Annotated in this window: 9 protein-coding genes; 5 read left to right on the top strand and 4 right to left on the bottom strand. The window is 33.2% G+C overall.

Annotated features, from left to right (window positions below; all coding sequences use genetic code 11):
* Positions 1–27 precede the first annotated feature (27 nt).
* Positions 28–408, top strand: coding sequence for a RidA family protein (locus tag EKL95_RS10410; protein ID WP_126460017.1), 381 nt, complete (start codon positions 28–30; stop codon positions 406–408).
* A 155-nt stretch (positions 409–563) separates the two neighbouring features.
* Here EKL95_RS10410 and EKL95_RS10405 read toward each other — a convergent pair whose 3' ends face one another.
* The 4 genes from EKL95_RS10405 to EKL95_RS10390 form a co-directional block, all read right to left on the bottom strand.
* Complete coding sequence (locus EKL95_RS10405) at positions 564–1,415, bottom strand: N-acetylglucosamine kinase (protein WP_126460020.1); 852 nt, start codon at positions 1,413–1,415, stop codon at positions 564–566.
* A 140-nt stretch (positions 1,416–1,555) separates the two neighbouring features.
* On the bottom strand, positions 1,556–2,560 hold the full coding sequence (gap, locus tag EKL95_RS10400; protein WP_126460023.1) for a type I glyceraldehyde-3-phosphate dehydrogenase: 1,005 nt from the start codon (positions 2,558–2,560) through the stop codon (positions 1,556–1,558).
* A gap of 75 nt (positions 2,561–2,635) precedes the next feature.
* Positions 2,636–3,622, bottom strand: coding sequence for a 6-phosphofructokinase (pfkA, locus tag EKL95_RS10395; protein ID WP_126460027.1), 987 nt, complete (start codon positions 3,620–3,622; stop codon positions 2,636–2,638).
* Positions 3,623–4,006: 384 nt separating this feature from the next.
* Positions 4,007–8,449: a translocation/assembly module TamB domain-containing protein gene (locus EKL95_RS10390; protein WP_126460030.1), complete on the bottom strand. Its 4,443-nt coding sequence runs from the start codon at positions 8,447–8,449 to the stop codon at positions 4,007–4,009.
* Between the two features lie 193 nt (positions 8,450–8,642).
* Between EKL95_RS10390 and tsaD the strand changes: the two genes are divergently transcribed.
* The 4 genes from tsaD to EKL95_RS10370 all read left to right on the top strand — a co-directional run bounded on the left by tsaD (position 8,643) and on the right by EKL95_RS10370 (position 12,544).
* Complete coding sequence (gene tsaD, locus EKL95_RS10385; RefSeq protein WP_126555958.1) at positions 8,643–9,665, top strand: tRNA (adenosine(37)-N6)-threonylcarbamoyltransferase complex transferase subunit TsaD; 1,023 nt, start codon at positions 8,643–8,645, stop codon at positions 9,663–9,665.
* A gap of 3 nt (positions 9,666–9,668) precedes the next feature.
* Positions 9,669–10,373, top strand: a complete 705-nt coding sequence (locus tag EKL95_RS10380; protein WP_126460036.1) for a 16S rRNA (uracil(1498)-N(3))-methyltransferase — start codon at positions 9,669–9,671, stop codon at positions 10,371–10,373.
* Positions 10,374–10,449: 76 nt separating this feature from the next.
* Positions 10,450–11,088: a DUF4159 domain-containing protein gene (locus EKL95_RS10375; protein WP_126564192.1), complete on the top strand. Its 639-nt coding sequence runs from the start codon at positions 10,450–10,452 to the stop codon at positions 11,086–11,088.
* Positions 11,089–11,596: 508 nt separating this feature from the next.
* Complete coding sequence (locus tag EKL95_RS10370; protein WP_126564191.1) at positions 11,597–12,544, top strand: zinc metalloprotease; 948 nt, start codon at positions 11,597–11,599, stop codon at positions 12,542–12,544.
* Positions 12,545–12,562: the final 18 nt, after the last annotated feature.

Below are 12,562 nucleotides of genomic sequence, written 5' to 3'. Positions count from 1 at the left end.
TAAATTGAATTACATAAAATAGAACGTATGAAAAAGATAATTTTTACAGAAAATGCTCCTGCACCAATTGGCCCGTACAACCAAGCAGTCCTAAAAGGAAACACATTGTATGCATCAGGTCAAATTGCAATAAATCCGGCAACTGGAACGTTAGTTCTTGATTCAATCGAAGCCGAAACAGAACAAGTCATGCAAAATATGAAAGCAGTTCTGGAAGCCGCCGGAATGACATTTGAAAACATAGTAAAAACCACAATATTTATTATGGATATGACCGATTTCGGGAAAATAAATACGGTTTATGGTTCCTATTTTAACGAGAAAACTGCTCCGGCACGGGAAACAGTTCAAGTGGCCTGTTTGCCAAAAAATGTGAATATTGAAATCTCAATGATCGCTATTCTTTAGTGCTTTTTTTCCGCTTTCATTATTAAAACAAGAAAAACGGTTGAAACGATTTCAGAATGTCCGTTATAAATTAGTTATAAATTAAAAACCACTGTTGATTTACTTGCTCTAAAGTAAATTAACAGTGGTTTTTGATAAAAATAAACTCTGAAAAACTATTTATTTGCAATATGATATGCAATTAAACCATCAATAGGTCGTCGCAATACATTGCCTAATTGCAACTCATATTTATCAAATATTTCTTGCAGCTCTTCTTTGAGATAAAAGGCTATGGACCCCACAAAATGAACTGGAATTTCTTTGCAGTTATCGTATTGTTTTATGTAATTTTTCACAAAAGATTTCATTCCTTTGAAAATAATTTTTCTGCAGAACTCCGTTTCTTTGTGCTGAATCAGGAACTTCGCAAAAGTCGCTAAATACGCATTTGGATTGGGTTCTTTGTACAATTTGCTTTTTATAGCATCTGGATCAAGGTTGTATTCTTTCTCGAATTCAACGGCCAGTTCTTTTGGCATTTTATTAAAATAGTACTTTCTGATTAATTCTTTTCCAAAAACATTTCCGCTGCAATCATCCATGGCGATATATCCCAATGACTGTACTTTTTGATGGAGTTCTTTGCCATCAAAATAACTGCAGTTTGATCCGGTCCCCAGTATAGAAACAATTGCTTTTTCTCCCTTTGGAGTCGTTGCATAAACGGCTGCATAGGTATCTTCTTTGACATCTATAATAGCATTAGGAAAATACTTTTGAAAAACCTGAGACAGTGCAATTTTCATTCTTTCAGTACCACAACCTGCTCCATAAAAAAACAAATGGGTTGCATTTTTCTTGTTTTGCAAAATATCAAAACGATCATTTAAGCGTTCAATAATTTCATCTTCTTCAAGTACTTCAGGATTCAATCCTAAGGTTTGAGTTGTAAACAATATTTTACCATTTGTATCTATTGCAATCCAATCGGCTTTGGTAGAACCACTATCAACTATTAATCTCATTTTTTTCTGGTTTTTGGTTTTGTTCTTATATTTCCTAATACTTTCATAAAGGAAGGTATTAACAAAATATAAATGAAAAAGGGAATAAAAAATAAAGTCCCGTTACTATAAAGATAACGGGACTTTGTAAATATAATTAATTATTTTAAACCTGCAATATGTACTGATAAATCGATCAATTTGCTTGAATAACCATACTCATTATCATACCAAGATACAATTTTGAAAAAAGTAGAATTCAAACCAATTCCTGCATTAGCATCCACAATTGAAGTACGGGGATCCGAAACGAAATCTTGTGATACTACAGCATCTTCGGTATATCCTAAAACACCTTTCATAGTGGTTTCAGAAGCTGTTTTTAGAACAGCCATGATTTCTTCATAGGTTGTTTCTTTTGCTAATTTAACGGTCAAATCTACTACTGAAACATCTACAGTAGGAACACGCATAGACATCCCTGTTAGTTTTCCGTTCAATTCCGGAATCACTTTTCCTACTGCTTTTGCAGCACCTGTACTAGATGGAATCATGTTGACTAATGCTGATCTACCGCCACGGAAATCTTTTCTTGATGGTCCGTCATTTGTCATTTGAGTTGAAGTTGTTGCATGAATAGTAGTCATCAAACCTTCAACAATTCCAAAATTATCATTGATTACTTTGGCCAAGGGAGCCAAACAATTTGTAGTACAAGAAGCATTAGAAACCACTGTATCTGAAGCTAACGCTTTGTCATGATTTACACCCATTACAAACATTGGCGCATCAGCAGAAGGTGCAGAAATAATTACTTTTTTAGCACCACCGGTGATGTGTGCTTTTGCCGTTTCAATAGTAGTGAAAAAACCAGTACATTCCGCTACAACATCTACATCTACTTCATTCCATTTTAGATTTGCAGGATCTCTTTCTGCAGTAATTCTGATGTGTTTATCGTTTACAAAAAGTTTTCCGTCTTTCACTTCTACTTTTCCGGCGAAACGTCCGTGAACTGAATCGTATTTTAATAAGTAAGCTAAATGATCTACATCTAATAAATCGTTAATTGCAACTACTTCTACATTATCTCTGTTGTACGATTCTCTAAAAACTATTCTCCCTATTCTTCCAAAACCGTTTATTCCTAATTTAACTTTTGACATTTTACTTTAATTTTTGTTTATTTAAATATTAACTTGCTCTAAAGTCTAATTTCCTCACTATAAACTTTAATCCCTTTATGTAGACATTATGTCTGAAACTCTTAATAATTCTCTATCAATTTCTGTTTTGCCTTTAATGGCTTGTTCCAAAGGTGTCAATGAAACTGTATCGTTCTTTAACCCTACCATGAACTTTGACTTGCCTTCCAGCAAAGATTCAACTGCTTTTACGCCCAATCTACTGGCAAGAACCCGATCAAAACAAGAAGGGGAACCGCCACGTTGCATGTGGCCCAGAACAGAAACTCTAACATCATATTCCGGCAAATTAGCTTCTACGTAATCTTTTAATTCAAATACGTTTTTCCCTATTTTATCTCCTTCTGCTATTACAACAATGCTGGATGATTTACCAGAAGCCTTGCTTTTTTGCAGGGATTCTAATAATCGCTCTAATCCTAAATCTTCTTCGGGAATCAGAATTTCTTCGGCACCGGCACCAATACCGGCATTCAAAGCGATGTGACCGGCATCTCTACCCATCACTTCTACAAAGAATAAACGATTGTGTGAACTTGCGGTATCTCTAATTTTATCAATGACATCCACAACGGTATTCAAAGCGGTATCATATCCTAACGTATGGGTGGTCCCAAAAATATCGTTATCAATAGTTCCCGGAATTCCCATTACTGGAAAATCAAATTCATTATTGAACAACAAACCACCGGTAAAAGTACCGTCGCCCCCTATTACTACTAGAGCATCTATTCCTGCTTTAATCAGGTTATCGTGTGCTTTTTTTCTTCCTTCTGGAGTTTTAAATTCTAAAGAACGTGCTGACTTCAAAATTGTCCCTCCTTTATTAACAATGTTGTTTACGCTACGAGGTCCCATTTCTTTGAAGTCGCCTTCAATCATTCCCTGATATCCTCTGTATATTCCTATACATTCAATAGCATGATACGCACATGTCCGAACAACGGATCGAATTGCTGCATTCATACCTGGTGAGTCTCCTCCCGAAGTAAGAACACCAACTTTTTTTATTGTTTTTGGCATTATTTAAGTATTAAAGTGTAAAACTAGCAAACATTCAGCACTTACAGAGCCGTGTTTTTTATAAATTAGTTAAGCAACCAAAATTCAAACGTTTTCGTTAATAAGTTTTCGAAAAATCAAAATAAAACGAATTTTATTTAGCAAAATAAAAAAATAATGAATTTTTATTTGATAATTAACAATTTAAGCGTTTTTATGATTGTTTTATGACAATGATCCATTACGTATTTACAAATGAGGAATTAAAAAAAAACGTCCTTGTGGTAAGTCTGAAATTCTTTTAATTGGTACTGAAGCAGATATTGTTAATCTCCTATCCTGATCCTGATTCTCATTCTCATTTGTATGAATTCTTGGTTCTGATTCCTCCTGTTTACAAAAAAATTAGTTTTCCTCCGGGACTAAACCTTCTTGATTATTTTTGGTTTTTTCTGTTTTGGGTTTTTTAGATTTCATAAAATTAATATAATCCGGAGATAAGTCAGAATCTTGATCTTCAGCGGCGGGCACTGTCACTCTGTCTATTTTTAGATTCGTAAAAATTTTATTGACTAACTCCTTGAAAGTATCAAAATCTACTTCGTAAGAAACTCCTAAACCTTGGGTATAACCAATCCCTTGCCCAATATAATTGATATCATTTTCTTTATTAAACAATCGTAAATTAAGTGTTCCATCTTCATTAACCCTATATAGCACTTCAACATCTCCTACGATAGCGGATTCATTAATCCCACCAAAAGGAACTCCTAGTTTTCCATTGATCGTTATTCTTTCGTTTATTTTGGATGAAATTGTTGCAACAAACCGTCCATCTGTTTCTCTTCCTATTCTTCTGTCGGCTCCAATGAAATTCAGACCCACTTTGAATTTTTCATCGTCAGATTGTATTATTCCTCCTAAAAGACTAGAGGCGGTCTCAAACAAACTTCCTGAAAAATCAGATTGACTTACTCCTTCCGGACTTAAAAATCCACCGGAAGATAATAAATACAATGCTTGAGTTTGTCTCACGTCCTTATCATTTAACTTATATTGGATTTCTGATTTTAACACCGTGCTGACTGTTGGAAATTCAATATTAAAATCGGGTTCCGGACTAGTCAAATCGCCTCTAATTCCTATAACTACTTCCACGGGGACTTTCGTATTAAAAGAAGCATTTTCTAACAAAATTGCAGGATTTGCAGTAGTTTTGTATACTGCTTCAAGATTTAACTGTGCGCGCATCGGATTCCCTTCCCAGGAAATTGACCCTCCTTTTTTGACCTCAAACTTCTTGTCTATCAGTCCTCCATATTTAAAATTATAAGTCCCTTCATACGCTTGAAAATCACCCCACATATTGAATTTCCCCGTCGTGTTTATTTTAAACAACAAAGAGCCAAAACCTTTCCCCTTCATTCCGTGACCTGTGTTTCGGTCTAGAATTACCTCTACTTCGGCATCCGGTGTAATATCAAAATCAAACTCCAATTCAAGGCCATTATAATTCCGGGTATTTTCTACAATACCGTTCCTTACATTGTATTTTTCTTTTGCAGTCAGGAAATGAAGAAAAATATTATCACTTACACTTTCGGCATTATTAATAGGAATTTTTATGGCTGTTCCTTTCTCTGATTTTGCAGCTACTTTTATAAACAATGAATTAGTTGGTCCTTTTATAGTGGCAACTCCATCTATAAATGCAGTACCATAATAAGCTGAATCTTCAGTATCCTTAGTATCTAATGCTAGAAGCCTTTTTGAATTAACGGTTAAATCTAATTTCCAATCCGAAAAATTAGTATGCCCAATACTTCCGTTTAACTTCCCTACAGTGCCAAATTTTGTGTCTGTCAAGGTATTGTTTCTAAACAAGAATCGGTCATCGGTCAGGTCTATAATTGTGTTATCACTTAAACCGTAATCCACATTCAGGTAGGGTATGGTTATTCCTGCTTGGTCAAGGTACAGCCTGCCATTTATACTAGGTTTCTTAAGATTTCCTTCTATGGTAGCATTACCGGCTATTGAACCTCGTATATTAGACAATACTTCACCACCCAAAGAGTTCAAGGTTGCGATATTAAATTTATCAAATTTTAGCCTCAAATCAAGAATGGTTTCTTTATTGACAATTTCAAAACTACCATCCGCATTAAATGATTCAAAATTTTTGTTCTCTAAATTAGAATTTATGGTAAACTTGCTAAGATTTTCATCACCTTCAATTTCAAAATTTAAAGTTCCTAAATCTATTTTATTTAAATTCAAATTATCAATAACTATAGAAGATGTAGGCTGAAAAACATCTTTATTTTGCTTGAAATTTACTTTTCCATTTATATTTCCATGTGCAATAAATTTATCATTAGCAGGCGTGATTTTGTTTAGATCCACATCTTTAAAACTCAGTTGTAAATCCTTAATTGTAGTATCTTTAAAAAGGCCCACTAAAGAAATTTCCTGTTCTTCATGTGACAGCACAATGTTATCAATATTGAAATTTTGAAATGATTTATCAAAAACAACTTTATTATCAGTTGCTTCTTTTTCGTTCAAAAACCACAAATAATCTTTGAATTTCACCTCTGATTTACTAATTCCAACTACATTATTGTTATCCTGATTAATAGTATGGTATAAATTCAGATTAAAATAATCTTCTGCTTTTGGTCCCCCTTTAAACTCCGAACGAAAATACAGTGTGTCTTTCATTGTGACATTTATCAGACTAAAATCACGTATTTTATAGTATTTTGTTTTTATACTGTCCAGTTCTATGTAGGCATTATAAAGCGGATTTTTATTGTCTACCGAAACTCTTATATTATCAAGTATATTGTTTGAAGCTATAATTTGAGGCGAATTAAAATTGAGTTTAAATTCCTGATTATCGGAGTTTATATTTCCTTTAATAATGGTGTTGGGTGCAATAGAAATATCAGGGTAAAATATTTCAATTATTTTATTATATATAGAGAAATTAAACTTAAGAAACTGTCCTTTCTTTACCTTGTTGGGTTTAAAATTCGTGTACAGGCTTCCCAAAGAATTCTTTACCAGGTTTTCCAATTGGTTAAATTCATATTTACCCACAATTTCACCCTGAACAATATCTGGTGAATTTACAGTCATGGTTCTTACTCTATTTTCATCAAAAGTTGAATTTATGGTAAAATCATCAAAATTATACGTGTCTTTTGCATTTTGATAGGAGGTTTCGTTGATATACACATTTCCTTGAAAATTTTCTACAGTATTTCCTGACGCCTGAACTACCACATCGCCTCTAAATACAGCAATAGAATCCTTAATTAACTTTAATTTATTCAAATCTGCGTTTTCAACATTAATGTGAAAATCGTATCTATTGTCTTTTTTGCTTAAATCCAATAAACCTTCAAAATTCATACTTAAATTAGGATCTTTTATGGCAATTTGTCCTCTGTAATTCGGGTTTTTAAGGACTCCATTGACATCAATATTCGTGTAATTGTATTTTTTATACTCTATTTGGCTAATGCTCCCTTTGATAGCTGTGTCCAGGTATTTTTCTTTGAATCCTTTACCATCGATATCCATATTCAGACTTACCTTTCCTAGTTCTTTTTGATCCAATAAAGTTCCAATATCAAAATTTTCTAAAATAACGTTCCCAATATAAGAAGCCTTATCAATAACATTTATATTTTTTATTTCTAAATTAGAGATTACTTTACCTAACGCCGTTATCATAGAAAAATCAGCTTTGACAACAGTTGTAGAAACATTTGAAACTCCAGAAGCTGAAAATCGTCCTAATTTTTTTAGAGAACTGGGTAATTTATTTCCAAGAATATTAGGTAATATAACTATCAAATTATCATAGCTAGAGGTTAATTTGTCAAATCTGGCATACATCGAAAATTTCTGCCCTTTTTTAGCAAACAAGTTTTTAAAATTAATAGCACCGTTGATCTGTGTTTTCCGATCATCAACTAATTTTAAATTTTTGAATTTCAAATCATTAAGCGTTCCTTTAATAGATGCTTTGATATAAAAATGTTGATTTTTCCCTATTTCTTTATAAAAGTAACGAATATCATTTGAAGCAATTGAGGCAGCATCCAGTTTAATATCAAAGAGTACTTTATCGGTAAAATTAGAAAAATATTCAATTTTATAATTTAACAATACAGTCCCTTTTAAGGTGGATTCTTTGGTCAACAAATTCAGATTTTCTAGTTTTAAGTTTTTTCTGGAATAACTGAATTTTGAGTTTAAATTTTTAACATACAAACCCCGAAAATCTAAAAATGACATTTTATCAATCATAGTCGTTACATCCTGACCGTAAATTTTAAAATTCGTTACGGAAGCATTCAGTTTAGTAAAATCCAGGTCTTTTGGAATTTCACGATTTAGATCTGTCAAAATAAAATGACTATCGTAAATTTTTAATTCCTTTACGGTGAGCAGAAACTTTTTTGTTGATGGTCTTCCGGTTTCAAAAGCGGCTATAAATTTATCGAGATTAGACTCTTTTTCATTTTTGTACGTTTTTAAATTAAATACTAAACCACTCAACCGCAAATCACCAAAAATCAGATCACCGTCCAGCAATTTTTTACCTTCTAAAATAGTCGTTGCAATTCTATCCGAATAAATTAAAGTGTCTTTGTGGTGATCCAGAATCAATACTTTTTTGAATTTTACACCTCCAAAAACAGATATAACAACTCCGTCAATAGCAATATTAGTTCCAAAGTCTTTATTGAGACTTCGGGTGAAATACTGTGCTATTTTAGTTTGAACAAATGGTAGGGTAAGAGCAATACCAAGTACAAGTAAAAGTAGGATTAGTCCAAGTAGAGACCGAAATACTATTTTTTTTATTTTTTTGATACCTACTATATATTTAAATTTTCTAAAATTTCATTTTGCCTCTGGAAACTCCTGTGCCTTAAATAAAAATTCTTTAATTTTGGCCTTTACAAAATTGTTATTTTTTGTAAACTAATCATCAAATGTAACTCCAAATTTATGCCTTTTTATGCAAAATCCCGAGGTTTTTATTCTTGCCATTGAAAGTTCTTGTGATGATACTGCAGCGGCCATTTTACACAACGATAAAGTATTGTCAAATGTTGTTGCTAATCAGCTAATTCATAATCAATATGGTGGCGTAGTTCCTGAGCTCGCCTCACGTGCACACCAACAAAACATAGTTCCGGTAGTCGATGCGGCGCTTCGAAAGGCAAATATACAAAAAGAACAGTTATCTGCAATTGCATTTACACAAGGTCCGGGACTCATGGGTTCGCTACTGGTAGGGAGTTCGTTTGCAAAATCACTTGCCCTGGCCTTACAAATTCCTTTGATTGCTGTAAATCACATGCAAGCTCATGTCCTGGCACATTATATAGAGGAAGAGGGCTATGAAAAACCCACTTTCCCGTTCTTGGCCTTAACTATAAGCGGTGGACATACACAAATCATCAAAGTAGATCATTTTTTTGACATGACCGTAATTGGTCAAACCACTGATGACGCAGTTGGAGAAGCTTTTGACAAAAGCGCTAAAATTTTAGGACTTCCCTACCCTGGTGGCCCCTTAATTGATAAATATGCGCAATTAGGAAACCCAAAAGCATTTGTGTTTACAAAACCTAAAGTTCCAGGATTAAATTTTAGCTTCTCCGGTTTGAAAACTGCTATTTTATATTTTATTCAAAAGAAAAAATTAGAAAATCCAAACTTTGTTGCTGAGAATCTAAATGATATTTGCGCATCAATCCAACATACTATTATTGAAATTTTAATGGACAAATTAAAATTAGCCGTAAAAGAAACCGGGATCAAACAAATAGCCATCGGCGGAGGCGTTTCTGCTAATTCCGGAATCCGAAATACATTAAAGGAAACAGAAAACATATATGGTTGGAAAACCTTTATTCCTAAATTTGAATACACTACTGATAATGCTGCAATGATAGGAATTGTAGGATATCAAAAATTTTTAACCCAAACATTTGAAACTTCATCTGTTGTTTCTAAAGCAAGAATACAATTATAAATTATGCAATTATTCTTTAACCCTACTATTACAGAATCCACGACAATTTTTTCTTTTGATAAAGAAGAAAGCAAACACATTATCAAAGTATTACGCAAGAAAGATACCGATATATTATTTGTAACCAATGGCTCAGGCTACTTATTTAAAACAGAAATAACACTGGCATCCGACAGTAAATGCACCGTTAAAATCCTTTCGTTCGAAAAAGCCCCAGTTGCAAAATTTCACATACATCTGGCTGTAGCGCCAACTAAAATGAATGACCGTTACGAATGGTTTTTGGAAAAAGCAACCGAAATAGGCATTCACGAAATCACACCTATTATTTGTGATCACTCAGAGCGAAAAGTTATCAATAATGAACGATTTGATAAAATTTTATTAGCTGCCATGAAGCAATCTAACGAATTATACCTGCCGAAATTAAATCAGGCCATATTGATGAAAGATTTTTTAAAACACAACTATGAAGGCCTTAAATTAATTGCCCATTGTGAGGAAACGGATAAAAAATCATTGAAATCCGTTTTGAAACCAAATGAAAATGTGACCCTACTAATAGGCCCTGAAGGTGATTTTTCAGAAAAAGAAATTGCATTGGCAATTGACAACAAGTACATTCCGGTTTCATTAGGAAATACAAGGCTACGAACAGAAACGGCAGCAATAGTGGCTTGTCACAGCATACACTTTGTCAATGAATAATAATAAAACGTGTTTGGATTGCTGAACAATCAAAAAAAACAATGCACAAAATGGGTGCAAATAATAGAAATTGGCTATGAAAAAAATATTTTATTTACTCTTATTATTTTCGGTCGTTTCATTTTCGCAGGAAATTGCATTGTTAAAATACAGTGGTGGTGGCGATTGGTATGCAAACCCAACATCATTACCCAATTTGATAAAATACTGCAATGCAACTATAAATACCCAAATAAAAACAAAGCCAGCCACGGTTGAGCCTGCTAGTCCTGATTTATTTTCATACCCTTATGTGCATATGACCGGCCATGGAAATGTAGTTTTTAGCGCTGCTGATAGTGACAATCTTAAAAATTATTTGCTGGCAGGAGGATTTCTTCATATTGATGATAATTATGGAATGGACCAATACATCCGAAAAGAAATCAAAAAAATATTTCCAAATAATAGTCTAGTGGAGATTCCTGCGAATCATGCCATTTTTCAAAAACCATTCTCATTCCCAAACGGATTACCCAAAATACACGAACATGACGGTAAACGACCTCAGGCTTTTGGACTTTTTATAAAAAATAAATTAGTACTGCTTTATACCTATGAATCCGATTTAGGAGATGGATGGGAAGATCCGGAAGTCAATAATGATCCAGTAGCGATTCGAGAAAAAGCATTAAAAATGGGGGTAAATATTATCAATTATATTTTTAATAATTAACACGGCTTACCAATAATTTATTTTGAGTAACAATCATCGTATAATGTCGTGTTTTACAATTAGACAACAAGAAGTAACAAATTGATTTTAAGATACTATTTTACATTTTTTTTGACTTTATGACTTTTGAACTTTCGAGTTCTGTAGCGCTATAATTCTTAATATCCTTCTTTGAAAGATGCCATCGCTAACAATCAAATAAAAAATACAGATTAGTATTAATTGTGAAAATAAATAGTTTGAAAAATCCACCATTACTTTCTTTTTTTAGAGGTAAAATTAGCATTAAAGAATCATTTAATAAGAATAATATTAATTACAATCTCCCTAAATATATTTTATTAAGACCAGAGGTAAATCAAGAACACAACAGCAGAAAGAGGCTACTAAAAAGTCATAATTGATATTTATTTCATGAAAAAATAGATATTTATTTTTTTTCATGAAATAATTGTTATAAAATTGTTAAATCATTAACCAAATCTATTAATTTATAACAAACTCGATTATGAAAAATTTTTTTTTACCTGTTGCAGCATTTTTAATGCTTTTCTCTTGTCAAAAAGATACAACAGAAACAACTTCGGAAGCAAGCGCTGTATCTCAACGCGGTTGTGCCACTCAAGAAGTTCTTGCTGCACAAATGAAAGCAGACCCTACATTAGCCTTGAGAATGAATAAAATTGAAGCATTTACCCAAAAAGCTATGCTAACTGGCAGATTAGTAAATGGTAAAATCGAAATTCCTGTTGTAGTTAACGTATTGTACAAAACTGCAGCAGAAAACATTACTGATGCTCAAATTCAATCTCAAATTGATGTGTTAAATGATGATTTTAATGCTACAAATTCAGATTTCAGCAGTACTCCCGCTATGTTCTCTGGAGTTGCAGCGAATGTTGGTATTACTTTCGTTTTAGAAACAATAAATAGAAAATCTACTACTAAAACATCTTGGGGAACCAGAGATGCTATGAAAAAAACAAAACAAGGAGGTTTAGATCCTACTTCACCAGAAACAAAACTTAACATGTGGGCCTGTACTATTGGCGGTGGGATATTAGGTTACGCTCAATTTCCTGGAGGATCATCAGCTACTGATGGTGTTGTAGTCGATTCAAAATATTTTGGATTATCTGGATCAGGTGCATATCCTTATAACTTAGGAAGAACAGCTACTCATGAAGTAGGCCACTGGATGAACTTACGTCACATTTGGGGAGATGCTACCTGTGGAAGCGATTTAGTTTCTGATACACCTACACACAACACTGCTAATTATGGTGTTCCTGCTTATCCTCATTACAGCACATGCTCTGGAACTCCTGTAGAAATGACTATGAATTACATGGATTACACAGATGATAGGGGTATGTATATGTTCTCTAATGGCCAAAAATCAAGAATGGCTGCAATTTTTGTTACAGGCGGAGCAAGAGCAGGTTTTGGAGTATAATTCCTAAATAAATTTATA

The organism is Flavobacterium sp. LB2P53 (assembly GCF_003970305.1).
In the GTDB taxonomy this organism is placed as follows: domain Bacteria; phylum Bacteroidota; class Bacteroidia; order Flavobacteriales; family Flavobacteriaceae; genus Flavobacterium.
This window is presented reverse-complemented; position numbering and strand designations above follow the sequence as displayed.

What these genes read in the sequence shown, in the direction of transcription:
- EKL95_RS10410 (WP_126460017.1), top strand. Translation starts at nt 28, where the DNA reads ATGAAAAAGATAATTTTTACAGAAAATGCTCCTGCACCAATTGGCCCG.
- EKL95_RS10405 (WP_126460020.1), bottom strand. Translation starts at nt 1,415, where the DNA reads ATGAGATTAATAGTTGATAGTGGTTCTACCAAAGCCGATTGGATTGCA.
- gap (WP_126460023.1), bottom strand. Translation starts at nt 2,560, where the DNA reads ATGTCAAAAGTTAAATTAGGAATAAACGGTTTTGGAAGAATAGGGAGA.
- pfkA (WP_126460027.1), bottom strand. Translation starts at nt 3,622, where the DNA reads ATGCCAAAAACAATAAAAAAAGTTGGTGTTCTTACTTCGGGAGGAGAC.
- tsaD (WP_126555958.1), top strand. Translation starts at nt 8,643, where the DNA reads ATGCAAAATCCCGAGGTTTTTATTCTTGCCATTGAAAGTTCTTGTGAT.
- EKL95_RS10380 (WP_126460036.1), top strand. Translation starts at nt 9,669, where the DNA reads ATGCAATTATTCTTTAACCCTACTATTACAGAATCCACGACAATTTTT.
- EKL95_RS10375 (WP_126564192.1), top strand. Translation starts at nt 10,450, where the DNA reads ATGAAAAAAATATTTTATTTACTCTTATTATTTTCGGTCGTTTCATTT.
- EKL95_RS10370 (WP_126564191.1), top strand. Translation starts at nt 11,597, where the DNA reads ATGAAAAATTTTTTTTTACCTGTTGCAGCATTTTTAATGCTTTTCTCT.